The sequence below is a fragment of the Variovorax sp. 350MFTsu5.1 genome, assembly GCF_048302515.1.
GTDB classification, from domain to species: domain Bacteria; phylum Pseudomonadota; class Gammaproteobacteria; order Burkholderiales; family Burkholderiaceae_C; genus Variovorax; species Variovorax guangxiensis.
This window is the reverse complement of sequence record NZ_CP157620.1, coordinates 2190165-2215346: the sequence shown is the minus strand read 5'-3', so window position 1 is coordinate 2215346 and position 25182 is coordinate 2190165. Positions and strand designations below refer to the sequence as shown.

Annotated in this window: 20 protein-coding genes; 16 read left to right on the top strand and 4 right to left on the bottom strand. The window is 69.0% G+C overall.

Translation table 11 applies throughout. The features are described from left to right. Positions 1-10: 10 nt before the first annotated feature. From tssH to ABL843_RS09745, 15 genes are all read left to right on the top strand, one after another. Positions 11-2749 (top strand): type VI secretion system ATPase TssH, encoded by a 2739-nt coding sequence (tssH, locus tag ABL843_RS09815; RefSeq protein WP_418119727.1) that lies wholly within the window; start codon positions 11-13, stop codon positions 2747-2749. A 22-nt stretch (positions 2750-2771) separates the two neighbouring features. Continuing rightward, complete coding sequence (locus ABL843_RS09810) at positions 2772-4718, top strand: type VI secretion system Vgr family protein (protein WP_418119726.1); 1947 nt, start codon at positions 2772-2774, stop codon at positions 4716-4718. 8 nt (positions 4719-4726) lie between these two features. After that, a complete protein-coding gene (locus ABL843_RS09805) occupies positions 4727-5467 on the top strand; it encodes a toxin-antitoxin system YwqK family antitoxin (RefSeq protein ID WP_369658902.1) in 741 nt (246 codons plus the stop codon). Positions 5468-5470: 3 nt separating this feature from the next. Further along, positions 5471-5860 (top strand): DUF4280 domain-containing protein, encoded by a 390-nt coding sequence (locus tag ABL843_RS09800; protein ID WP_126024611.1) that lies wholly within the window; start codon positions 5471-5473, stop codon positions 5858-5860. A 60-nt stretch (positions 5861-5920) separates the two neighbouring features. Then, positions 5921-6124: a hypothetical protein gene (locus ABL843_RS09795; RefSeq protein WP_418119725.1), complete on the top strand. Its 204-nt coding sequence runs from the start codon at positions 5921-5923 to the stop codon at positions 6122-6124. Between the two features lie 17 nt (positions 6125-6141). Next, on the top strand, positions 6142-7182 hold the full coding sequence (locus ABL843_RS09790; RefSeq protein WP_418119724.1) for an ABC transporter substrate-binding protein: 1041 nt from the start codon (positions 6142-6144) through the stop codon (positions 7180-7182). Positions 7183-7206: 24 nt separating this feature from the next. Further along, positions 7207-8481: a dicarboxylate/amino acid:cation symporter gene (locus ABL843_RS09785; RefSeq protein WP_126024608.1), complete on the top strand. Its 1275-nt coding sequence runs from the start codon at positions 7207-7209 to the stop codon at positions 8479-8481. A gap of 13 nt (positions 8482-8494) precedes the next feature. Beyond that, positions 8495-9229, top strand: a complete 735-nt coding sequence (locus ABL843_RS09780) for an aspartate/glutamate racemase family protein (RefSeq protein ID WP_418119723.1) — start codon at positions 8495-8497, stop codon at positions 9227-9229. Continuing rightward, on the top strand, positions 9202-10683 hold the full coding sequence (locus ABL843_RS09775) for a dicarboxylate/amino acid:cation symporter (protein ID WP_418119722.1): 1482 nt from the start codon (positions 9202-9204) through the stop codon (positions 10681-10683). The genes ABL843_RS09780 and ABL843_RS09775 overlap by 28 nt, the downstream gene beginning before the upstream one ends. Then, complete coding sequence (locus ABL843_RS09770; protein ID WP_184635970.1) at positions 10680-11156, top strand: hypothetical protein; 477 nt, start codon at positions 10680-10682, stop codon at positions 11154-11156. The genes ABL843_RS09775 and ABL843_RS09770 overlap by 4 nt, the downstream gene beginning before the upstream one ends. Before the next feature lie 59 nt (positions 11157-11215). Continuing rightward, complete coding sequence (tssK, locus tag ABL843_RS09765; RefSeq protein WP_418119721.1) at positions 11216-12556, top strand: type VI secretion system baseplate subunit TssK; 1341 nt, start codon at positions 11216-11218, stop codon at positions 12554-12556. 7 nt (positions 12557-12563) lie between these two features. After that, entirely contained in the window at positions 12564-13325 is a 762-nt protein-coding gene (locus ABL843_RS09760; RefSeq protein WP_418119720.1) for a DotU family type IV/VI secretion system protein, read from the top strand. A gap of 40 nt (positions 13326-13365) precedes the next feature. Continuing rightward, positions 13366-17430: a type VI secretion system protein gene (locus tag ABL843_RS09755; RefSeq protein WP_418119719.1), complete on the top strand. Its 4065-nt coding sequence runs from the start codon at positions 13366-13368 to the stop codon at positions 17428-17430. Next, positions 17415-18656: a type VI secretion system protein TssA gene (gene tssA, locus ABL843_RS09750; RefSeq protein ID WP_418119718.1), complete on the top strand. Its 1242-nt coding sequence runs from the start codon at positions 17415-17417 to the stop codon at positions 18654-18656. The genes ABL843_RS09755 and tssA overlap by 16 nt, the downstream gene beginning before the upstream one ends. Before the next feature lie 135 nt (positions 18657-18791). Then, positions 18792-19661 (top strand): hypothetical protein, encoded by an 870-nt coding sequence (locus ABL843_RS09745; RefSeq protein WP_126024600.1) that lies wholly within the window; start codon positions 18792-18794, stop codon positions 19659-19661. 50 nt (positions 19662-19711) lie between these two features. Here the strand turns inward: ABL843_RS09745 and ABL843_RS09740 are convergent, their stop codons facing one another. From ABL843_RS09740 to araD, 4 genes are read right to left on the bottom strand one after another with little or no spacing between them, the layout of a single operon-like run. Next, positions 19712-20818, bottom strand: coding sequence for an SMP-30/gluconolactonase/LRE family protein (locus ABL843_RS09740; RefSeq protein WP_418119717.1), 1107 nt, complete (start codon positions 20816-20818; stop codon positions 19712-19714). 40 nt (positions 20819-20858) lie between these two features. Further along, positions 20859-21839 carry a Bug family tripartite tricarboxylate transporter substrate binding protein gene (locus ABL843_RS09735; protein ID WP_126024598.1) on the bottom strand — a complete coding sequence of 327 codons (981 nt, stop codon included), beginning with the start codon at positions 21837-21839 and terminating at the stop codon, positions 20859-20861. Positions 21840-21875: 36 nt separating this feature from the next. Next, positions 21876-22586 carry a ribonuclease activity regulator RraA gene (locus ABL843_RS09730; RefSeq protein WP_126024597.1) on the bottom strand — a complete coding sequence of 237 codons (711 nt, stop codon included), beginning with the start codon at positions 22584-22586 and terminating at the stop codon, positions 21876-21878. 43 nt (positions 22587-22629) lie between these two features. After that, positions 22630-24360, bottom strand: coding sequence for an L-arabinonate dehydratase (gene araD / locus ABL843_RS09725; protein WP_418119716.1), 1731 nt, complete (start codon positions 24358-24360; stop codon positions 22630-22632). 114 nt (positions 24361-24474) lie between these two features. Here araD and ABL843_RS09720 point away from each other — a divergent pair, with 114 nt between their 5' ends. Continuing rightward, positions 24475-25164 (top strand): GntR family transcriptional regulator, encoded by a 690-nt coding sequence (locus tag ABL843_RS09720; protein WP_126024595.1) that lies wholly within the window; start codon positions 24475-24477, stop codon positions 25162-25164. The last annotated feature ends 18 nt before the right edge of the window (positions 25165-25182 follow it).

The following is a 25182-nucleotide window of genomic DNA, read 5'->3' as shown; positions in this document are numbered from 1 at the left end:
GAACACTCCTATGGACATCGACATCCGCACCCTGCTCGGCCGGCTCAACCCGGAATGCAAGCGCGCCATGGAACAGGCCGCCGAGCTGTGCGTGCAGCAGACGCACTACAACGTCGACATCGAGCACCTGCTGATGAAGCTGGTGGACAACGAGGCGCCCGACCTGCGGCTGGTGTTCGGCCGCTTCGGCATCCGGCCCGACACGGTGCAGGCGCAGCTGCAGAAGTCGCTCGACACCTTCAAGCGCGGCAACGGCCGCACGCCCAGCCTCGCGCCCGACTTCGCGCCGCTCTTCCAGGAAGCCTGGCTCATGAGCTCGATGCTGCTGGGCCAGCAGCACGTGCGCTCGGGCACGCTGATGCTGGCGCTGCTCGAGGTCGACCGCCTGCGCGGCCGGCTGGTCGATGCCGCGCCCGCGCTGCTGCAGATTCCGCGCGGCTCGCTGCGCGACGAGCTCGCGGGCCTGCTGCAGTCTTCTCCCGAAGATGCGGCGGGTGCCGCGCTGGCCGCCGCGCCGATCGCATCGGCACCCTCCGCACCCGCCGCGAACCAGCCCGCCGCGCCACGGCCGGCGAGCGAAGCCGGCGCGATGCAGATGCCTACCGCGCGCCGCGGCAGCTCGGCCACGCCCTCGCTCGACCAGTACACGGTCGACATGACGCAGCTCGCGCGCGACGGCGCCATCGACCCGATCCGCGGCCGCGACGGCGAGATCCGCCAGATCATCGACGTGCTGCTGCGCCGCCGCCAGAACAACCCCATCCTCACCGGCGAGGCCGGCGTGGGCAAGACGGCGGTGGTCGAAGGCTTCGCTCAGCGCGTGGTGCAGGGCGACGTGCCGCCCGCGCTGCGCCAGGTGTCGGTGCGCTCGCTCGACCTCGCGCTGCTGCAGGCCGGGGCCGGCGTGAAGGGCGAGTTCGAGAACCGGCTCAAGTCGGTCATCGCCGAGGTCAAGGCATCGCCGACGCCGGTGATCCTCTTCATCGACGAGGCGCACCAGCTCATCGGCGCGGGCGGCGCCGAGGGCCAGGGCGACGCGGCCAACCTGCTCAAGCCGGCGCTGGCACGCGGCGAGCTGCGCACCATCGCCGCCACCACCTGGGCCGAGTACAAGAAATACGTGGAGCGCGACCCGGCGCTGGCGCGGCGCTTCCAGGTCGTGAAGGTGGAAGAGCCCAGCGAGGAAGTCGCCATCGACATGCTGCGCGGCATGGTCGAGACGCTGGAGAAGCACCACGGCGTGGAGATCGTCGACGACGCGGTGCGCGAAGCCGTCAAGCTCTCGCACCGCTACATCACCGGCCGGCAGCTGCCCGACAAGGCCATCAGCGTGCTCGACACCACCTGCGCGCGCGTGGCCATCGGCCAGAACGGGCTGCCGGCCGAGCTCGAATCGGCCGCGCGCGACATCGCCACCGGCGAGAGCGAGCTGCGCGTGCTGCGCCATGAAGCGGCCACGGGCAGCGACCGCCAGGAAGCCATCGCCACCCTCTCGGCGCGGCTCGACGCGCTGCGCCAGAAACACAAGCGCCTCTCGGACAAGGTCGACGAGGAGAAGCACGCGGTGATGGAGATCGTCGCGCTGCGCCGCAAGATCGCCGAGAGCCTGCGCAGCGACGCACCGCCGGCCGACGAGGAGAACGACCCCGCCCTGCTCACCGCCGCGCTGCGCCGCCTGGAGAAGGGCCTGGAGGCGCTGCAGAACGACGAACCCATGGTGCCCGTCTGCGTGGACGGCACGATGGTGGCGGAGGTCATCTCGGGCTGGACCGGCATCCCGGTCGGCAAGATGATGACCGACGAGCTGCACACGGTGCTCAACCTGAAGGAAAAGCTGGCCGAGCGCGTGGTCGGCCAGGACGACGCGCTCGACGCCATCTCGCGGCGCATCCGCACCTTCCACGCCGACCTGGACGACCCCGGCAAGCCGGTGGGCGTGTTCATGCTGGTGGGCCCGAGCGGCGTGGGCAAGACCGAGACGGCCTTCGCGCTGGCCGACCTGCTGTACGGCGGCGAGCGCAACGTCATCACGGTGAACATGTCGGAGTTCCAGGAAGCGCACACCGTCTCCAGCCTCAAGGGCGCGCCGCCCGGCTACGTGGGCTACGGGCGCGGCGGCGTGCTCACCGAGGCGGTGCGCCGCAGGCCCTACAGCGTGGTGCTGCTCGACGAGATGGAGAAGGCGCACCCCGACGTGCTCGAGCTCTTCTTCCAGGTGTTCGACAAGGGCACGATGGAAGACGGCGAAGGCGTGCCGATCGACTTTAAGAACACGCTGATCCTGCTGACCTCCAACGCCGCGCAGGACGTCATCACGCAGGCTTCGCAGGGCGGGCGCCGGCCCGACCCCGAGGAGCTGGTGGAGCGCCTGCGCCCCGAGTTGCTCAAGCAGTTCAGCCCCGCCTTCCTGGGCCGGCTGGCGCTGGTGCCGTACCACCACCTGGGCGACGGGCAGATCCGCGCCATCGTCGCCCTCAAGCTGGGCAAGCTGGCACGGCGCTTCTCGCTGAACCACCACGCCGGCTTCACCTGGGACGAGCAGGTGGAAGACGCCATCACCGCGCGCTGCACCGAGGTGGACAGCGGCGCGCGCAACATCGACCACATCCTCGCGCACGCGGTGCTGCCCGAGCTGTCGCGCCAGGTGCTGGAGCGCATCTCGATGGCCGCGGCCTTCACCGGCGTGCACATGAGCGTGGGCGCGGACGGTGCCTTCGCCTTCGGCTTCGAGCCGTCGACGCTGAGCTGAGCTGGATCGGGACGAACAAGCGATGAACATGCGCGAAGGCTTCACCCAGCACGCCGCTTTCCTGACGGTGAAGACCGCGCTCGGGCCGGACGAGTTGCTGCTCGACGCCTTCCAGGCCACCGAGGGCCTGTCGCAGCTGTTCGCGTGCTCGCTCACCATGCGCTCGCCAAACAGCACGCTGCAGGCCGCCGACCTGATAGGCACCTCGGCCACGGTGGTGCTGCAGCGGCCCGAGAAGGAAAGCCGCTTCTTCAACGGCATCGTCTCGCGCTTCACCTACCTGGGCAGCAACCGCGACTTCGCGACCTACACGCTCGAACTGGTGCCGCGCATGTGGCTGCTCACGCTGGGCCGCGACCGCGTGATCTACCAGAACCTGAGCACGCCGGACATCGTGCAGAAGGTGCTCGGCGACTTCGGCGTGGACTTCAGGCTATCGCTGACCGGCACCTACGCACCGCGCGAGTACTGCGTGCGCTACGACGAGACGGCCTTCGACTTCGTCTCGCGGCTGATGGAAGAGGAAGGCATCTTCTACTTCTTCACCTTCGCGGACGGCGCGCACACGCTGGTGCTGGCCGACAGCAATTCCGCATGCACCACCTGCCCGAATGCGGAGAAGCTGGTCGTGCGCAGCGCCGAGGAAGGCTTCGCGCATGCCCACGCCGTCACGCGCTTCGAATCCGACGCCCGGCTGGTGACCAAGGGCCAGGAGGTCGACGACTACGACTTCCTCACGCCCGACACCAGCCTGCTGAAGAAGCAGGAGGCAGAGACCGGGCGCGGCACCGACTACGAATACCCCTCGCGCGTGGCGATCTCGGCGGGCGAGCCGCGCGCACGCATCCGCCTGGACGAATACCGCAGCCGCAGCCAGTCGGGCCGCGGCGACAGCCACTGCCACTACCTCACGCCCGGCACCACCTTCACGCTGGAGGAGCATCCGCGCGCAGACCTCAACGCGCAGCACATGGTGCACAGCGTGCGGCACCACGCCGACCTGGAGCACTACGGCAACAGCTTCGAGACCCTGCCCCCGGCCATGCCCTTCCGCCCGCCGCGCCTCACCCCACGGCCGGTGGTGGCGGGCAGCCACACGGCGCGGGTGGTGGGCCCCGCGGGCGAGGAGATATGGACCGACCAGCACGGCCGCATCAAGGTGCAGTTTCCGTGGGACCGCCTTGGCAGGAAGGACGAGAAGAGCTCCTGCTGGATCCGCGTCTCGCAGATGTGGGCCGGCGAAGGCTGGGGCGCGCTCTTCCTGCCGCGCATCGGGCAGGAGGTGGTCGTGAGCTATGTCGACGGCGACCCCGACCGGCCGCTGGTCTCGGGCAGCGTCTACAACGGCACGCACGCCACGCCGGTCGCCCTGCCGGGCAGCTCGTCGCAAAGCACCATCCGCTCGCGCTCGACCAAGGCCGGCGAAGCCGGCAACGAGATGCGCTTCGAGGACAAGAAGGGCTCCGAGGAGCTCTACATGCACGCGCAGAAGGACATGCGCGTGGAAATCGAGAACGACCTCACCACCACGGTGATGGCCGGCAACGAGCTGCACACCGTCACCAAGGGCAATCGCACCGTCAAGGTCGACACCGGCAACGAGACCCACTCGGTGAAGGGCACGCGCGCGCTCGACGTCACCGGCAACGAGACACACGACAACAAGGCCAATTTCACGCAGACGGTGACGGGCAACTACGAGCTCAAGGTCACGGGCAACCTGGTGATCGACGTGACGGGCACGCTGCTCATCAAGTCGGCGCAGACGCTGGACCTGAAGGCCGGCACCAACCTGGGCGCCAACGCCGGCATGAACTTCGCGGCCGAAGCCGGCGTGGCGCTGTCGGCCAAGGGCGGCGCCACGCTCTCGAACGAGGCGCCTTCCATCAGCAGCAAGGCTTCGGGCATGAACGCCGTCGAAGGCGGCGGCATGGTCACGCTCAAGGGCGGGCTGGTGAAGATCAATTGAGCGGCGCCATGGCACTTCCTTCCTCCCTCCCCGCCAACGACATCGCCGCGCTGCCGGCCGCGCTTCCCGCCGCCGTGGTGCGCGAGACGCTCGACGATGCCGGCCAGACGGTGGTGCGCGCCTCCTTCGTGGGCGATCTGCCGCACGGGCCGATGCAGGTCTTCTCGGCCCCGGGCAAGCCCGCGTTCGACGCCTCCTACCAGGCCGGCCTGCCGCACGGCGCCATGCGGCTCTTCGACGAGCGCGGCCAGCTGCTGCAGGAAACGCAGCGCCTTGGCGGCGTGGCCGAGGGCATCACGCGCACCTACTACCCCACGGGCAAGCTGATGCAGACGCAGCAGCACGTGCGCGGCGTTCTGCACGGCGAGGCGGTGGCGTATGCCGAATCAGGCGATGTCACCGCGCGCCTGCCCTACGCGGCCGGCCGCCTCGAAGGCGAGGCCAGCTACTTCCACGAAGGCCGCATGCTGCGGCGCGAACGCTACCGCGCCGGGCTGCTCGATGGCGAGGTGGTCGACTACGCGCCGGGCGGCGGCGTGGCGCAGTCGTCCACCTACGTGGCCAACGTGCTGCACGGCCCGCTGCGCCGCTTCTGGCCCAACGGTCAGCTGATGGAAGAGATCGCCTACCGCCAGGGCAAGCCTTACGGCAATGCGCGCCGCTTCGACCAGGCCGGCCGCGAGATCGTGGAAACCGCCGCGTCGCCGGGCTTCATGAAGAGCCTGGAAAAACTCGTGAGGGGGAGCTGAGCCATGGGCATGCACGTCTGCATGGGAGCCACGCTGCAGTGCAGCTTCGGCGCCGCGCCTTCCAGCCTCGTGGTGCTGCCCGCGAGCTGCGTGGTCACCGGCGGCGTGCCGGCGGCCAACATCATGGACAACAAGCCGATCGTCAACATCCTTCCCTTCGGCACCTGCAACAGCATGTCGAACCCGATGGTGGCCGCGGCCACCGCCGCCGCGCTCGGCGCCTTCACGCCCATGCCCTGCATCCCCGTGACGGCCGCCCCATGGGCGCCGGGCTCGCCCACGGTGCTGGTCGGCAACATGCCCGCGCTGCAGGACAGCTCCAAGCTCGCCTGCAACTGGGGCGGCGTGATCCAGGTGGCAGCGCCGGGGCAATTCACTTCCATGGTTCCCTGACACGAACGACGACCAACGAACGGCACGCCCGACCACCCCATGTCCCAATACGTTTTCACGATGAGTTCACGCATGGTCGCCATCACGGCGGCCTGCCTGGTGCTGCTGTGCGTCCTGCTGTTCCTGATGGGCATCGAGATCGGCAAGCTGCTGGCGCCCGCGCCGCTGCCGGTGCCCGCCGCGGTTGCACCGGCGCAGCAGCAACCCCCTTCCGCCGCGCCGGCACCCGCACAGGCACCCGCTCCCGCGGCCTCCACCCAATGACCAAACCGACTCCAAGCATGTCGAACAACGCACGACACCTCACGGGCATGCACAACGCGCTTCGCCGCCTTGCCCTTCCCACACTGCTGGCGCTCACCGGCCTTTGCACCGGCATCGGCGCACTCGCGGCGGGCGAAAGGCCCGTGGTGCAGGGCACGCTCAGCGCGCCCGCGACCGCGGTGCCCGCCGCGGCAGCGACGCCCGTCGTCGCTGCGCCTGCGGCTCCTGCGGCACCGGCGGCCACCTTCGCCGTCGAACCGGCCGCCCCCGCCACGCCGCCCGTGCTCGTCAACGGTCTCGTGCGCGTTCCCGACGGCCGGCTGCTCGCGCCCGACATCGCCCGCATCGTGACGCGCGGCGAACTGGTGGTGGCCATGCTCAAGGTCGACACGCCGCCGTTCTTCTTCTTTGACGACAGCGGCCAGTGGACCGGGCTCGAGGTGGGCCTGGCCCAGTCGCTGGCCAAGGAGCTGGGCGTGAAGCTGCGCTTCAACCGCGAAGCCGGTACCTTCAACGCGGTGGTGGACCTGCTGGCCAACGGCCAGGCCGACCTGGCCATCAGCAAGCTGTCGCGCACGCTGGCGCGCTCGCAGACCATCGCCTTCAGCGACTCCTATCTCACGCTGAACCACTCGCTGATCCTCAACCGCGTGAAGTTCGCCCAGCTCTCGCGCGGACGGCCGCTGCCGGAGGTCATCCGCAACTTCGACGGCAGCATCGGCGTGATCGCCAAGTCGTCCTTCGCGGACTACGCGCGCACCAACTTCCCGCACGCCAAGGTGCAGGAGTACGCCACCTGGAACGACGTGCTGGTGGCCGTGAACAAGGGAGAGATCGTGAGCGCCTACCGCGACGAGTTCGAGGTCAAGCGCGTGCTCAAGGCCGACCCCACCGTCTCGCTCGTGCTGCGCACCGTGACGCTGAAGGACCTGGAGGACACGCTGGGCATCGGCGTGGCGGTTACCGACACCACGCTGCTGGCCTACGTCAACCAGTTCCTCGCGCAGCGCGCCGAGAAGCTGGACATCCAGAAGGTGCTGCAGGCACTCGACCGCTGAGCCGCACAGGACGCCCGAACCATCATGAATACCTCCAAGATCTACGCCTTCGTCCTCAACCCCTGGGTGGTCATCATCAGCCTGGGCGCCGGTGTCGCCTTCGGCATGCTCGCGCCGCTGCTGGCCACGCCGCTGGCCTTCGTGGGCGACATCTACGTCGACCTGCTGAAGATGATCACGCTGCCCTTCATGGTCTCGGCCGTGATCTTCAGCCTGCAGCGGCTGTTCCGCGACGGTGGCACGGCCAGCCTGCTGGGCCGCGTGGCGCTGGTGTTCCTCGCGTTCTCGGCCTTCGTGGCCATCGCGGGCGCGGCGACGCTGCTCATTCTTCGCCCCGGCGAGAACCTGCCGAGCAGCACCATGCATACCTTCGGCCAGATCGTGGGCGGCGACCTCAGCGCCAGCGACACGGCCATGAACCTGCGCGGCGTGGACGAGGTCAAGAAGACCGCGAGCTTCGCCGACATGCTGGTGAGCCTGGTGCCCGCCAACATCTTCTCGGCGCTTGCCAACGGCGACACGCTGAAGACGCTGGTGTTCGCGCTGCTCTTCGGCCTGGCGGTGGGACACGTGCCCACGCGCATCTCGGACGGCCTCACGCAGGCGCTGGAGACCGTCTACCACGCCTGCCAGACGCTGATGCGCTGGCTGAGCTTTCCGCTGCCTGCGGTGCTGTTCTGCATGAGCGCGGCGCAGCTGGGCAAGACCGGCATCGAGCCGCTGAAGGCGATGGGCGCCTTCGTGGTCGCTTTTCTCGTCGTGTCGGCGCTGCTGCTGGCCGTGGCGGCGGTGATCATCTGGAAGCGCTCCAACGGCACGCTGGGCCAGACGCTCAACGCCCTGCGCGGCCCCTTCGCGCTGGCGCTGGCCACGCGCAGCAGCGCGACCTGCATGCCGATCATGATCGAGAGCCTGGTCACGCGGCTGGGCTTCGCGCGCTCGCGCGTGGAACTGCTGGTGCCGCTCACGGTGTCGCTGCTGCGCATCGGGCCGGTCGTGTACTACGTGTGCGCCACGCTCTTCATCGCGCAGATCTACGGGCGCTCGCTCTCGCCGGTGGAGATCGGCATCGTGCTCACCTCCTCGGTGCTCGCCGGCTTCGCCTCCGCCGGCATGACGGGGCTGGTGACGGTGTCGCTGATCGGCATGACCTGCACCTACCTGGGCCTGCCCTTCGAGGCGGCCTTCATCCTGTTCCTGGCGGTGGACCCGGTTTGCGACATGCTGCGCACGCTGGTGCTGGTCATCGGCAACACGGCCGCCGTGGCCGTCGTGTGCCCGCGGCCATTGAAGATCTAGGGAGCGCGCCTTCATGTCACGCATCGGCGTTCTCGGCGGCATGGGCCCATCGGCGACGGTGGACTTCATGGACAAGATCATCCAGCTCACCCCCGCCACGCGCGACCAGGAACACCTGCCGGTGATCGTGGCGAACCTGCCCCATGTGCCCGACCGCTCCAGCGCCATCCTGGGCACGGGCCCCGATCCGCTGGACGCGCTGCTCGCGGGCATCGACGTGCTCAACGACGCCGGCGTGGGCGTGATCGCGATCCCCTGCAACTCGTCGCACCACTGGTACGCGCAGATCGCGGCGCACAGCCGCGCGCCGGTGATCCACATCGCGCAGTCGTGCGTGGCCGCGATCGCGACGGCGTCGCAAGACCGGCCGGTGCGGGTGGCGGTGCTCGCCACGCGCGGCGCGCTGGCCTCCGGCTTCTACCAGCATGCACTGCGTGAACGCGGCATCGACTTCCTCGTGCCCGATGCCTCCACCGGCCAGGACCACGTCGACGCCTGCATCCGCGCCGTGAAGGGCGGCGACGTGCAGGCCGGCGCGGCCGCATTCGGGCGCGCCCTGGAGGCGCTGGCCGCCACGGGCGCGACGGCGGTGATCATGGGCTGCACCGAGCTGCCCATCGCAGCGCAGGCCGCTCATGCCGCGCAGCACACGCCCCTCGCCCTGGTCGACAGCTCGCTGGAGCTCGCCCGCGCCACGGTCGCCTTCGCTCTCGACAAGGGATGGAACAAGCCGACATGGGTTTCCTGACGCGCATGTCCCACAGCCTGTTCGCCCTGCTCCTGTGCATGGCGGCGGGCGGCCTCGCGGGCGTGTACCTGCCGGTGGCGGGCGACGTGGCGTATGCGGTGGCGCAGGTCTACCTGTCGATCGTGAGCATGGCTGCCATTCCGCTGCTGGTGGTGGCCACCTTCTTCGGCCTGAGGCAGACCATGGGGCTGCCCTTTCCGGGTCGGCGCATCCTGATGATCGCGGGGCTGGCGCTGCTGCTGGTGACCAGCTGCGCGGCGATCGGACTGGCGCTGGGCTGGGTGAACGCGCCGGGCACGCAGCTCGACGCCGCTTCGCGCGAGCACCTGGGCGAGCTCGTGCAACGCGCCGGCGACGGCGGCGACATCGAGATGCGGCTGCACGAGAGCGGCACGCAGGCCACCCCCATCGAGCGCCCCAGGGCAACGCTCTTGCCCGACAACTTCTTCCGCGTGCTGGCGGAAGGCCGTTCGCTGGGCATCCTCTCGTGCGCGCTGCTCTTCGGGCTGGCCTTCGCGGCGCTGGCGCGCACTCAGCACACGGCGCTCAACCACATGTTCGAGGGCATCTACCGCACACTCGAACTCATCATCGCGCGCGCCAACATCCTGCTGCCGGTGGTGGCCTTCGGCATGTCGGCGCACGTGCTGTCGCAGACCGACGCGGTGACGATCCGCGCCATGAGCGGCTTCCTGCTGCACTTCGTGGTGCTCGTGGCGCTGCTGGGCACTGCGGCCATCGCGGTGATCCACCGGCGCGGCAACCAGCCATTGGCCGAGGTGCTGCAGCACCTGAAGACGCCGATGCTGGTGAGCCTCATGTCGTCGAGCACCACGGCGAGCATTCCGCACACCATCGAGGCGATGAGCGCTCGCCTGGGCTTCAGCCGCGGCATCGTCGAACTGGTGGTGCCCACGGCCTCGGTGTTCCTGCGCGCGGGCTCGGCGCTCTACTACGTGCTGGCGGCGCTGTTCGTCGCCAACCTCTACGACCGCACGCTGGTCCCGGCCGACTTCGCCACCATCGGCATCGGCGCGACCATCGCGGCCTTCGCCTCGGCCGGCAACAACAGCATGACCAACGTGGGCTACGCGGGCATCGTGCTGTCGATGCTTCAGCTGCCCATCGAGGCCGCGCTCGCGCTCTTCCTGGCCATCGACCTGATCTGCGAGGGCCCGCGCAACTTGCTGACGCTGCTGGCCACCTGCGCGCTGATTTCCGTGGTGTCGGCCGGCCTGCCTTCGGAGCGTGTTGCGGCGCCGGCCGTCGAGGTCAAGCCCGCCCAGCCGCTGCGCTTCGTGTTCGCGCGCGGGCACGTCGCGCTGCTCGCGGGCTGCAGCGTGCTGGCCTCGGTGCTGATCATGCTGATGGGCATCGCCGTGGGCGTGCGGCAGGCGCAGCCGGCGGCCGTGCACGCCTCACCCGCCACGGCGAACACAGGAATTTCGCGATGAACCGGACCAAGAACCTTCTCAGGCGGATGGCGGCGCTGCTGCTCGTCGTGCAGCTGGCCGCATGCGGCAGCCTCTTTCCCAAGGGCACGCGCGTGAGCTGGAACGAACTCACGCTCTCGGCCGCGCCCGGCGCCAACCAGAACAGCCCGGTGGCGGTCGACGTGGTGATGGTGCTCGACGACGCGATGCTCGCGCGCGTCACCGAACTCACGGCCGCCAAGTGGTTCGGCGCACGCGCCGACCTGCAGAAGACCTTTCCGCAGAGCCTGTCGTACCTCTCGTGGGAGCTGGTGCCGGGCCAGACGATTCGCGTGCCCGCCAGCGCCATCGGCTCACCGCGCGTGGCGGCGGTGCTCGTCTTCGCGAACTACACCACGCCCGGTGCCAACCGCATCCGGGTGGAAGACCTCAAGGGCTCGATCGTTGCCCGCTTCGATGCACAGAGCTTCGACGTGTCGGCCGCGGCGCGCTGAACAACCCGGATTCCTTCAAGTGAACAAACAACTTCGATACAGCCGCGCGGGAGAACACCATGTCTGACCTGCACCGCGCCGCCCCCATCACCGACCGCGTCGAGTGGCATGAAGGCATGCTGCTGTCGCCGCAGCACTTCCAGCAGTTCTCCGCGCGCATGGACACTCTCGTCGCCTGGCAGATGCTGGCCGCCGCGCCTTTCGCCTGGGGCGTGCGCCGCCTGGTGTTCGACCAGGGCCTGCTGCCCGCCGGCCTGCTGCGGGTGCTGGTGCTCGAAGCCATCCTGCCGGACGGCACCGCGGTGCAGTTCTCCGCCGCCGAGGCCGCGCACGGCGCGCTCGAACTCTCGCTCGCGCCCTACGCCGAGCGGCTGGCCAACGAGCCGCTGGACATCTACCTCACCCTGCCCGTCACCACGCCCAACCGGCACCGCGCCGCGACCGTGCGCTTCCGTTCGGTGGCCGGCGCGCCGGTGGAAGATGCGGTGTCGGACGCCGAGCCCGCGAACATCCCGCGCATGCTGCCGCGCCTGGCGCTCAGCGCCGGCGCGGTGCCGCCCGGCACGCACGTGCACCTGCGCCTGGGCCAGGTCTTCAAGGACAACGAGGTGGTGAAGCTGGGCGACGCGCAGCCGCCGCTGCTGGAAGTGGCGCGCGACAACCCGCTGTGGACGGCCGCGTCCGCCCTGCTCGGCCAGCTGCGCGGCAAGGCGGCCTTCGTGGCCAAGCAGACGGCCGTGCCCTCCTCGCGCATCGACGACCGCCTCGCGCACCTGGAGCTGAAGGACCGGCTGCGCAGCCTGCTGTCGGGCCTGCCGCATGCGGAGGCAGTGATGCGCACGCCGCACCTGCATCCGCTGCCGATGTACTGGTCGCTCTGTGCGCTGCTGGCCTCGCTGAGCCTGCTGCGCCCGGGGGGCGTGCCGCCGGTGCCGATGGACTACGACCACGCCGACCCCTCGCGCGTGTTCCAGCCGCTGCTGCTGGCGCTGCGTGACGCGGTGTCGGAGGTGAGCCAGGAGTACCGCGAGCACAAGTTCGACTTCCGCCAGGGCGCCTTCGAGACCACGCTGCAGCCGCAATGGGTGTCAGGCGCGCGCATCGTGGTGGGCCTGCGCGGGCAGTCCGACAAGGACCTGATGGCCTGGATGGACAGCGCCATCGTGGGTTCGCAGTCGGCGTACCCCTCGCTGCGCGAACGCCGCGTGCTGGGCGCGGTGCGCCGCTGCATCGAATCGGCAGACGAACTGGGCCTGCGCCCGGGCTCGGGCTACCTGCTCTACGCGATCCAGACCAGCCCGGGGCTGACCGTGCCCGGCGAACTCCTGGTGATCGCCAATGCCAACGAGGGCGCCACCGCGCAGCCTCCGCAGGAAATCGTGCTGTTCATCAAGGATTGACCGGACCATGGCACGCAACCTCCCCGACCTCGCGGTCGACGACCACATCACGAGGCAGTTCCGCGCCTTCTACGACGAGATCGTGAAGGCACGCGACCGCACCGCCGAATCGCGCGAGAGCGACATCGACGCGGTGGCGCAGACGCTGGCGCGCCACCTGGAGAACCTGCTGGAGCTGCAGTCGCTCGAGTCGCGCCGCGAGAGCTCGCGCTTCGAGCTGGAGAACGTGGCCGACGCGCGCTACCTGAAGGCCGCGCTGGCCGACGAGATCCTGCTGCACACGCCGTGGATCGGCCGCGAGCGCTGGACGGGCCACCTGCTGGAGTCGTCGCTCTTTCGCACCAACATCGCGGGCGACCTGGTGTTCAGCCGCATCGAGGAGTTGCTGTCGGGCCGCGAACCCTCCAAGCGAGACATCGCGCGGCTGTACCTCTTCGCGCTGGCACTGGGCTTCCAGGGCAAGTACCGGGGCGCGGGCGAGGAAGCCCGCCTGCTCGGCTACCGCGAGGAGTTGTTCCAGTTCGTCTACCAGCGGCCCGCCGACTTCTCGGGGCGCGACCGCGTGGTGTCGGAGCGGGCCTATGCGAGCACGCTTTCGCACATCGCGCCGCGCAAGCTGCCCACGCTGAGCCGCTGGACGGTGCTGTTCCTGCTGGGCGTGGCCACGCTGCTGGCGGTGTCGGAGCTGCTGTGGCTGTGGCAGTCGTGGCCGGTGCGGCAGGTGCTGCAGCCGGGCGCCATCGACTCATCGGGGGCCTACCTGCGATGAACGACTTGCGTCTCCACAGCATTCACCGGAGGGCGTCGCGATGCTGACCGACCAGCTCTTCCTGATTTCCATCGCGGTGCTCACGCTGGTGGTGCTGCTCGTGCTCGGCATGGTGCTGTACTTCGCGGCGCGGCGCTCGCACGCCAAGCCGTCGAGCGACCCGAAGGTCGCGCGCATCCGCTTCGACTCGCTGCGCAGCTCGTTCCGCCAGGCGGTCGAGCTGATCGAGGGCAACATCGCCTCGCGCGCCGACCGCTACGGCATCCCGTGGATCATGCTGCTCAACGAGGGCGACGACCACCGGCAACTGCCCATCGAGCAGTCGGGCGTGGCCAGCGCGCTGAGCACCGAGTCGGCTTCGGCCGCGGCCACGCAGGGCATCTCGTGGCACTTCTTCGACCGCGGCGTGGTCATCGACATCCAGGGCGCCTACCTGGGCTCGCCCGATGACGACGACGCCTCCGAGAAGCCGTGGGACGAGTTCCTCGGCATGTGCCGCGCCTACCGGCCACAGCGCCCCTTCGACTCGGTGGTCATCACCATCCCGGCGGCGCTGCTGCTGGACGACAGCACCGACGGGCGGCTCGAGCTCTCCAAGCGCGCCAAGCTCGCGCACCGGCGCCTGTGGCTCGCGCAGAACCGCTTCGCGATGCGCTTCGCGGTGTACGTGCTGGTGACCGGCGCGGAGCAGCTCGAAGGCTTCAGCGCCTTCGCGAGCGCGCTGCCCGAGCCGCTGCGCGCGAGCATGCTGGGCTGGTCTTCGCCCTACGACCTGTCGACCACCTACCAGCCGGCGTGGGTCGACGAGGCGGTGGGCACGGTGGTGCGCTCCGTGTCGGACGTGTCGGCCGAGCTCTTCGCCACCGGTACCGAGCCGCAAGGCGCCGGCGCGCAGCTGCTGCTGCCCTCGCGCGTCGAGGCGCTGCGCGGCCAGCTGCAGCTGTACGTCGACGAGCTCATGCGCCCCAGCGCTTACCACGAGCCCTTCTTCTTCCGCGGCATCTACCTCACGGGCGACAGCGGCGAGTCGGCACAGACGGTGGCGGCCATCGATGCCCAGCACGACGCCTACGGCCACAAGGACCTGGAGCCCATCGGCGGCGACCTGATCGCGCAGCTGATGCGCCAGCCGGCCTTCCTTCGCGACCTGTTCGAGAAGAAGATCTTCCTGGAGTACGGCCTCACGAGGCCTTCGCGCACGCAGACGCTCACGCGCCCGGTGCTGCACCGTGCGCTGCGCTGGGCGGCGGTGATCTTCCTCGGCGGCTGGGGCATCGGCCTGATGGTCGCGACCTGGCAGCTGCACCGGCACAACGCCACGCTGGTGCCGGCGCTGGCCCAGCTGCAGCACGACGCGCAGTACCGCATGCGCGCGCTGCAGCGCGGCGAGACCATTCCGACCGCGTGGTACCGAAACAAGGCGCTGTCGCTGCTGGCCATGAACGAACGGCTGCGCACCGACGGCACGTACTCCTTCTTCATGCCGGGTTCGTGGCAGCCCTTCGACGACCTGAACGAGCGCGTGATCGAGCGCATCGAACGCGAGTTCGGCGACATCGCGGTGAGCACGCTGCGGCGCGAGCTGATGGCGCGCGTGAGCCAGATCAGTGGCGTGGAGCAGGACGAGGCGACCGGCGAATTCATCGTCGGTGCCAGCTGCGGCCTGCCGCCGAGCTTCAGGACCATCGGCGACGCGCCGCGCAAGAACGGCCTGCTGGTGGAAGACCAGCCCGAGTTCGGCGCGCTGCAGCGCTACCTGGGCTCGGTCGAGCAGCTCGATGCCGCCCTGCAGGCGGTGGAGCGGCTGCGCCAGCCCGCCACCGGAAATGCCGACGACCTGCGCGTGGCCGTGCGCTACGCGCTGGGCGCCGAGCTGCCGGCCGACCTGAGCCGCAACCTGCGCTATTTCCGCCAGGCGGCCGAGGGCAATGCGCTGGCCATTCCGCTGGCGCCCGTGCAGGCGGCGCTGCGCTGCGCGCTCGACAAGGGCACGGCGCAGCTCGATGCCCGGCTCTTCGTCAACAACGAGCTGCTGGTGTCGGAGCAGTCGCTGGCGCGGCTGCTGCCTTCGCTCGCGAGCACCGGCACCTTCGCGCGCACCACTGCGAGCTACCGCGAGGTGATCGCCGCCATCAAGGACCAGGAAGACCTGGTCGCATCGGGCAAGGGCGGCTGGATGCGCCAGCCGGTGCTGGTGCTGGGCTCTTCGTATGACCGGACCATCGCGCGCATCGAGCAGAACCGGCTGCTGGGGCTGGAATCGGCCGACGCGGTGCGAAGCCGCGCGCAGGACGCCTTCCAGAAATTCCGCGTCGAGTTCAGCCTTCGCTTCGGCGGCGCGCAGCCCGGCCTGGTATGGCAAGACAAGGACGGCCGCTTCGCGCTGACGCCCGAACGCATCGCGCTGCGCGACGCGCTGACCGCACTGCTGGCGCAGCCCTTCATGGCGCCCGCGCGCGATCGCGAGCTGCCCGGCGCGGGGGTGCGCACCATGGCCGTGTGGGACCTGCCCCGGCTCGACCAGGCGCTGGCCGTCGGCGACATCCGCAAGCGCTACATGAGCGAGGGCATGCAGGCCTTCCCGGCCACGCTGCGCCCCGGCATCGAGGGCGCGCTGAACGCGCACTTCGCGCAGCTGGTGGTCGACCAGGTGGCCGAGGCCGCGAACGGCATGGGCGACGGCGGCCGCTCCATCGACACCCAGGCGACCGCCTACGAGGCCTCGCGCCAGCGCCTCGTGAAGATCCAGGCGCTGCTGTACGAGCTGGGAGCCGGCTCCCGCGCCGAAGACCTTCGCGCGATGATCTCGCGCGACGCGCTGCAGCGCCTGGAGGCCGTGGACGAGGCCTTCAACCAGTCGGAGCTCTACGCCATGCGCGGACGCGACTTCCAGGCCTGGCGCGGCGAGCGCGGGCCGATGCTGGTGGCCTTCGGCGTCTCGGACGTGGGCTCGCTCGCCGCCTACCTGGGCCAGCAGTTCAACCGCACCGAAACGCTGGGCAAGCAGGCCGACAGCTACATCGCGGCACTCGACGGCGTGGGCGCCGGCTCGGTGCTCGCGCAGCGCTGGCAGGCGATCAACCGCGACCTGGAGCGCTACCGCCTGAAGAACCCGAACAGCAGCCTGCTGCTGCTCGAACAGTTCCTGGGCACCACCGGCGCGGAGATCGATCGCGAGACCTGCGGCGCGAAGCTGGCCGGCAAGGCGCCGGCGACGCGCATCGGCGACTACTTCGCCGACCGCCACCAGCAGATCTACAGCGCCCTGCTCGCGCGCTGCCAGGAACTGCAGTTCGGCGACCAGCAGGAGCTGTGGACGCAGTTCTCCACCCGCTTCAACCGTTCGCTGGCGGGCCGCCATCCGTTCGGCCCGGCGACGGGACGGGCCTTCGAGCTGGCCGACCCGGCCGACGTGAACGACCTGACGCGCGCCTTCGACCCGCTGGCACGCGCGCTGAAGGAGAACCGCGGCGCGGACGCCGGTGTGCGCAATGCAGGCATGCCCGGAGCGGGCGCGCGCCGTTTCACGGAGCAGTTCGCCCGTGCACGCGACTTCCTGCAGCCGCTGTTCCCGAGCGAGGAAGGTGCCGCACCGGGCTATGACCTGAGCGTGGATTTCCGCGCCAACACCACGGCCGAGATCGAGGGCAACAAGATCATCGACTGGTCCTTCGAGGTCGGCGACCAGGTGCTCAGGCTGCGCGACGCTCCGCGCACTCTGCGCTGGGAATACGGCACGCCGGTGGCGCTGGTGCTGCGCATCGCGAAGGACTCTCCGCTGATGGCGCGCGCCGATCCGCAGCAGCACGCGCTGATCACCGACGGCCAGACCGTGAGCTTCCGTTTTGCCGACCCGTGGGCGCTGTTCACGCTGGCGCAGCGGCAGCGCGAAGGCGACCCCGCCCAGCGCCCCGACGGCCGCTCGCAGCTGCTGAAGTTCGAGTTTCCGCTGGTGGCCCAGTCGGCCGGCGACGCCGCGCAGGCACCCGACGGAGGACGCGCACGCGTGTTCCTGCGCATCGCGGCCAGCCCCGCCGGCAAGAAGAACGCCCTGATCTGGCCCGCCGCGTTCCCCGCACGCGCTCCCGAATGGAACATGCCCTGATGGCCGCCCTGCTGCCCCCCCTGAACGCCGATGCAGAAGAAAACACCGGCGGTTTCGCGCCCGACCTCGCGAGCTTTCTCCTGCCGCTGCAAGGCCCCGAAGGCCCCGCCGGCCCTCCGCTGCGCTACGACCCGGTGTGCGCCCGCATCCGCGAGGCGCGCACCGAGGAAGACGCCAGCCTGCCGATGGGCGAATGGACCCGCCCGCTGAAGAAGGCCGACTGGCGTACCGCCGAGATGCTCTGCACCGAGGTCCTGCAGCGCCGCAGCAAGGACTTGCAGATGGCCGCCTGGCTCACCGAGGCCTGGGTGCACCGCCATTCGATCGACGGACTGGCCGCCGGTGCGCGCCTGCTCGAAGGGCTGGCGCGCGAATTCTGGGAAGACGCGCATCCGCGCATCGGCGACGACGGCGACGCCGACATGCGCACCGCCACCTTCGTGTGGGTCAACGACACCATCGCGCACGTGCTGCTGATGCGGGTGCCGCTGCTCGAATGGCCGGATTTCTCGCCGCCCTTCATCACCCTGGGCGACTGGCAGCGCGCGCTGACCAGCGAGTACGGCACGGCAGCTGCCGGCGCTGCGGGCAACGCCAAGGCGAAAGCGAAGGAAGTGGCCGAGGAGCCGAGCGCCCAGACGGTGTCGCGCCAGGACATCCTCGACCGTGCAGCGCGCGACCTGCATGCACTCGCCGCGCTCGACGACCGCGTCGCCGCGGCCACCGATGCGTGGCAAAGCCTGCAAGCCCTGCTCGACGGGCGGCTGGGCATCGATGCGCCGAGCCTGTCGAAGGTGACGGAGATGCTCGCCCGCATGCGGCAGGCGCTGCGCAGCCTGCTGCAGGGGCGCGATCCGCGCGACAAGGAAGAAGAACCGCTTGCACCGGCCGAAGCTCCCGCCAGCTGGGTGGCGGACGAATCAACCCCTCCCGCGATCCCGATGGACGACAACGACATGAGCGACACACCCCTCTCCCCTGCTCCCGGGTCGCTGCCGCAGGCCGTGGCGAGCGGCCGTATCGGCAACCGCGCCGAGGCCTACCAGTTGCTGGAACTCGCGGCCGCCTACCTGATGCGCGAGGAGCCGCACAGCCCGACGCCCTACCTCGTGAACCGTGCCGTGGCCTGGGGACGCATGCCGCTGCCGCAGTTGATGCAGGAGGTGTTGCGCGAGGACGGCGACCTGAACCGCTATTTCTCGATTCTGGGCATCAGGCCGGAGTGAGCCGGCCGGGTTGCCCGCCCGACGCCCCAACCGGCAATGGCCCCTGCGCGAGCCGCTCCTGTTTCGGGCAAATGCCACCCTGAGCGGAACGGCTTCGCTTCATTCATCGACGTTTTATTTTTTTGAGGAAAAGACATGGCGTTCAATCCAGATCCATTCAAGCAGGCCGAGCTGGAGGTGGCGAACAAGAGCATGGGCTCGCAGATCGCGCACTCCCGCATCTTCCACTCGACGCGCAGTGCGTTCTCGAGCGGCGGATCCCGCGCCAGCAAAGGCATCGGAGCCCTCGTGGGCGTGGGGAAACTGTTCCTTACCCTCATACCGGTGCCTGTCGTGGGGTCCGTCGTGGGCGCGGTTGTCGATGCGGTCAACGGAAAGGTCCGGGGCGCGCTTCATGAAGGGCATCTTGGTGCCACCGCCTCGAACGCGGAGGTGGCCAAGTTCGGCATCAAGGAGCTGACCGTCGAGAACCTGGACAGGTACCGCTGGAAGGTGGCCCATGCATTCGAAGAGCTCAACCAGGGAATCGAGGCCTACAACAACAGCGGCCAGACATGCGACGACATGTACCAGTTTGCTCTTCTGTACGAGCAGGTTCAGCGGCGCAAGAAGAGGCTCAACCAGGAATTGGGAAAGTTCAAGAGGGTGATGGACGCGGTGGACGGCTGGATCGCGGACCTGGAGCGCAACCAAGAGACGCTGCTCACGCAGGCCACCAACAAGATCATGGAGAAGACACGCAAAGAGATTGCCGAGATGGGTCTCCTGATTCCCGGCAATCCCGCTCATGACACCAAGATCCTGGAGCACAAGACGAAGCACGTGGGCTGCAAGCTGTGGTGCTATTGCAAGAAGGAAGCGAAATACGACCCCGGTACGAACTGGGAAGCCCTGAAGACCTACGCGGGCACGGTGACCACATTCCTGCAGCCGATTGCCATTTCGTCCATAGCGGTCACGAAGTCCGCCTACACCAGCGACTCCGACAATTCGAAGTTCAACTGAGCCACTCCTGCCCGGGCGCGGGCTCGGCGCCCCCGCCCGGCAGCGGCCCCTCAAACCGCCCCGTGCGCCTCCACATAGAGCGCATACAGCGAATGGCTGCTCGCCATGTAGAGCCGGTTGCGCTTGGGCCCGCCGAACTCCAGGTTCGCGCAGCGCTCGGGCAGGCGGATGAAGCCGATGGGCTTGCCCTGCGGGTTGAAGACCTTCACGCCGTCCATTTCCTCCGACTTGCCAGTGGGCAGGTAGGCCTTCATGCCGCCTCCGACGTCGGTGGGCTCCGAAGCGATGGCGCCGGAGTGGCCCCATCCGCACCAGAGATTGCCGTCGCGGTCGACGCGGAAGCCGTCGAGCGAGCCGGGGCCGTCGGCGTCGATGAGCTTGGTCTTGTTCGAGACGCTCGTGCCGTCCGGTGACACGTCGTAGCTCCAGATGCTGCGGTTGGGCGTTCCCTTCCATTCGACGACGTAGAGTTTCTTCTCGTCGGGCGAGAAGGCGATGCCGTTGGGATTGACGAGATCGGTGACGACCGCCGTGAGCTTGCCGTCGGTCGCGATGCGGTAGACGTTGGTGGTCGCCTGCTCGGACGAGGCCTTGCTTCCCTCCCATTCGCCGTTGATGCCGAAGGTGGGGTCTGTGAACCAGACGGTGTCGTCCGACTTCACGACGATGTCGTTGGGCGCGTTGAGGCGCTTGCCCTGGTAGTTGTCGGCGAGCACCGTGATGCGACCGTCCTTCTCTGTGCGCACCACGCGCCGCGTGACGGAGTGCTCGCAGGTGACGAGGCGGCCCTGGCGGTCGCGGGTGTTGCCGTTGGCGTAGTTGACGCCGGTCTTGTGCACACTGAACTTGCCGGTCTTCTCGTCGTACTTCATGAGCCGGTTGTTGGGGATGTCGCTCAGCAGCAGGTAGCCGTGCTCTGGAAAGTACACCGGCCCTTCGGCCCAGCGCATGCCGGAGCCCAGTTGCTCCAGCGTGCTGCTGTAGAGCCGGTACCTGGTGAAGCTCGGGTCGAGGATCAGCACCGCCGGGTCGGGGTAGCGCTGGCTGGGCTTGAAATCGAAGGCCTGTGCGCCCGCGAGCGTGCCGAAGGCTGCGGCGCCGGCGCCCGCGGCTGTCTTGAGGAATCGGCGGCGGCCGTTGTTCGTCTTGTTCTGCATCGGTTGTCTCCTGGTGTTCTTGTCGGTTGTTCCGGGGCGTTCAGTCGGCTACGGCGCCGGACTTCTTCACCAGCTCGGCCCAGCGCGGAATCTCCCGGGCCATGTGGTCGCGCAGCTCCTCGGGCGTGCTGCCCACGAGTTCCATCGCGAGCTGGCCCGAAAGCTTGGCCTGCACGTCGGGCTGGTGCAGCGCCTTCACGATCTCTGCGTTGAGGCGCTGAACGATGGGCTTGGGCGTGCCCTTGGGCGCATACACGGCCTGCCATGACGACATCTCGAAACCGGGAATGCCCGACTCGATCATGGTCGGCAGGTCGGGTACGAGCGCGATGCGCTTGGCGGTGGTCACGGCCAGCAGCTTGAGCTTGCCGCTCTTGACCAGCGGCAGCGCGGCCGTCACCTGGTCGAACATGAAGGGCACCTGCCCAGCTGCCACGTCGGTCAGCGCGGGTGGCGTGCCCTTGTACGGCACGTGGGTGAGCTTCACGCCGATGAGGTCGGCGAACATCTCGCCGGCCAGGTGCGTCGAGGTGCCGGCACCCGACGAGGCGAAGGTGCGCTTGCTCTCGTCCTTCTTCAGCAGCGCCACGAGGTCGGCCACCGAGTTCACGCCGAGCTGGCTGTTGACGATGAGCACGTTGGGCAGGCGCGCGACCAGCGAGACGGGCTCGAAGTCCTTCATCGGGTCGTACGACAGCTTCTTGTAGAGGCTGGCATTGATGGCGTGCGTGCTGATGGTTCCGCCGAAGAGCGTGTAGCCATCGGGCGGCGCCTTCGCCACGTAGGCGGCGCCGATGCCTCCGGCCTGTCCGGGCTTGTTGTCGACCACGACCGACTGCTTGAGGCTCTCGCCCAGCTTCTGGGCCAGCGTACGGCCCACGATGTCGGTGGAGCCACCGGGCGTGAAGGGCACGACGTAGACGATGGGCTTGGCGGCAGGCCAGTCGGGTGTCTGGGCCGTGGCGGCCAGGGGAACGAGCGCAGCCGAAAGCAGCGCCGCAGTGAAGCGGATGAAACGCATGTCTTGTCTCCTTGGATTTCTGTGATCGATGCGGGCTCAGCGGCCGTTGGCCTGGCGCCAGGCGGCGAAGTCGGTGCGGCTCTGTTCGTCGGTGGGCGGATAGAGGCCGAGGATGGAGCGGCCTTCGAGCACCTTCTCCTGCACGAAGTCTTCGAAGGCGGTCATCTCGGTCGCCTCGGCGGCGATCTCGTCGGCCATGTGGGCCGGGATGACAATCACGCCTTCGGCATCGCCCACGATCACGTCGCCGGGGAAGACGGGCGCGTCGCCGCAGCCGATGGGCACGTTGATGTCGATGGCCTGGTGCAGCGTGAGGTTGGTGGGCGCGCTGGGGCGGTGGTGGTAGGCGGGAAAGCCCAGCTTCGCGATGTCTGGGCTGTCGCGGAAGCCGCCGTCGGTGACCACGCCGGCCACGCCGCGCTTCATGAGCCGCGTGACGAGGATGCCGCCGGCCGATGCGGCGCGCGCGTCCTTGCGGCTGTCGATGACGAGCACCGCGCCCTCGGGGCACTGCTCCACGGCCTTCCGCTGCGGATGGTCGCGGTCGAGGAAGACGCCGATCTGGTTGAGGTCTTCGCGCGCGGGCATGTAGCGCAGCGTGAAGGCTTCGCCGACCATGTTGGGCAGGCCGGCGTTGAGCGGCCGCACGTCCTGGATGAATTGGTGGCGCAGGCCGCGCTTGAACAGGGCCGTGCACAGGGTGGCGGTGCTCACCTTCATGAGCTGCTCGCGGGTGGCGGGATTCACGTGGGGTCTCCGTTGTCTGGAAGTGGGTGGAATCGGATTGGAGTCAGAAGATGTCGGGCTCGGGCACCGGCTTGCCGAAGCTGGTTTCGAGGAAGTCGAAGTCGCAGCCCTCGTCGGCCTGGCGGATGTGGCGGCCGAACATCCAGCCGTAGCCGCGCTCGTAGCGCGGTGGCGGCGGTGTCCACGCGGCCTTGCGGCGGGCAAGTTCGGCATCGTCGATTTCGAGGTGGATGCTGCGCGCGGGCACGTCGACGCTGATGCGGTCACCGGTCTGCACGAGTGCGAGCGGGCCGCCGATGGCTGCCTCGGGCGAGCAGTGCAGCAGGCAGCCGCCGTAGCTGGTTCCGCTCATGCGCGCGTCGGACAGGCGCAGCATGTCCTTCACGCCCTGCTTCAGCAGCTTGGTGGGGATAGGCAGCATGCCCCACTCCGGCATGCCCGCACCGCGCGGGCCGGCGTTGCGCAGCACGAGGATGTCGTCGCCGGTCACGTCGAGTTCCGGGGCTTCCACGGCCTTCTTGAGCGACGGGTAGTCGTCGAACACCAGCGCGCGGCCGGTGTGCTTCAGCAAGTGCGGCGCGCAGGCGCTGGGCTTGATGACCACGCCGTCGGGCGCGAGGTTGCCGCGCAGCACGGCCAGCGCGCCTTCGGCGTAGATGGGGTTGGCAAGCGGCCGGATCACGTCGTCGTCGTAGACCTCGGCGCCTTCGATGTTCTGGCCGATGGTGCGGCCGTTGACGGTGAGCGCCTCGGTGCGCAGGTGGCCGCGGATGCGCTCCAGCATCGCGGGCAGGCCGCCTGCGTAGAAGAAGTCTTCCATCAGGTAGGCATCGCCGCTGGGCCGGATGTTGGCGATGACGGGCACGCGGCGGCTGAAGGCGTCGAAGTCGTCGAGGCTCACGGCGTGGCCGGCGCGGCGCGACATGGCGATCAGGTGGATGACGGCGTTGGTACTGCAGCCCATGGCCATCGCGCAGGCGATGCCGTTTTCGAAGTTGGCGCGTGTGAGCATCTTCGCGGGCGTCAGGTCTTCCCACACCATCTCGACAATGCGGCGGCCGCAGTCGGCGCTCATGCGAATGTGGTTGGCGTCCGCCGCGGGAATGCTGGACGCACCCGGCAGCGTCAGCCCCACGGCTTCGGCGATGCCCATCATGGTGGCGGCCGTGCCCATGGTCATGCAGGTGCCGTGGCTGCGGGCGATGCCGGCTTCCATCTCGGCCCAGGCCTGTTCGCCCAGGCGGCCGGCGCGGCGCTCGTCCCAGTACTTGAAGGCGTCGGAGCCGGAGCCCAGCACCTTGCCCTTCCAGTTGCCGCGCAGCATGGGGCCGGCCGGCAGGTAGATGAAGGGAATGCCCATGCTGAGCGCGCCCATGGTGAGGCCGGGCGTGGTCTTGTCGCAGCCGCCCATCAGCACGGCACCGTCGATGGGGTGGCTGCGCAGCAGCTCTTCGGTTTCCATCGCAAGGAAGTTGCGATAGAGCATGGTGGTTGGCTTGACCATGCTCTCGGAAAGCGAGATGGCCGGCAGCTCGAGCGGAAAGCCGCCCGCCTGCAGCACGCCGCGCTTCACGTCTTCCACGCGCTGCCTGAAGTGCGAGTGGCACTGGTTGGCGTCGCTCCAGGTGTTGACGATGGCGATGACGGGCTTGCCCATCCAGTCGGCGTAGCTGTAGCCCATCTGCAGCACGCGCGAGCGATGGCCGAAGGAGCGGAAGTCGTCGGGCGCAAACCAGCGGGCGCTGCGAAGGGATTCGTAGGGGCGTTTCGTCAAGGGGTTGTCTCCATGGGCGCTGCACTGCAGGTGCGGCCTTGCCGGCCCGCGCCGGCGTCTTTCCGAGAATTAAAACACTAGTATATTAGTGCGTCAATGACACAATCGCCGGCGATGAGCGCCTCCCCGAAGATCCGACTTGACCGCACCCGCCTTGCCGCGCCCCAGGTGCTGGAGAAACTGCGCGAAGCCATCCTTGCGCTCGAACTCGTCCCCGGCACCGTGCTGCAGCGGCAGGAGCTGGCCGATCGTTTCGGCGTGAGCCAGACACCCGTGCGCGAGGCGCTGCTCAGGCTCGACGAGGAAGGGCTGGTGAACGTGTATCCGCAGCACGCCACTCTGGTGAGCCGCATCGACATCTCCGCCGCGCGCGAAGCGCACTTCCTTCGCCGCTCCATCGAGCTGGAGCTGGTGCACCAGCTGGCAATCGAAGAATCGCCGGGGCTGGTCGACCAGCTCAAGGGCGTCATCGCCCAGCAGGCATCGCTCGCCAACTCGCAGCGCTACAGCGATTTCGTCAGCGCCGACCGCGCGTTCCATCGCCTGATGTACGAAGCCGGCGGCGTGCTGGGCCTGTGGGACCTGGTGGGCCGCGTCTCGGGTCATGTCGACCGGCTGCGCCGCCTGCACCTGCCGACCGCCGGCAAGACCGAGGCGATCCTGCGCGACCACCGCGCCATCGTGCGGGCCATCGAGGCGAAGGACCCCGACGCAGCCCAGGCCGCGCTGCGCAAGCACCTGTCGGGCACGCTCAGCGCGGTGAACGATATCTGCAAGCAGTATCCCGACTACGTGACCCCTTGAACGGGGCCTCGCCGCGCT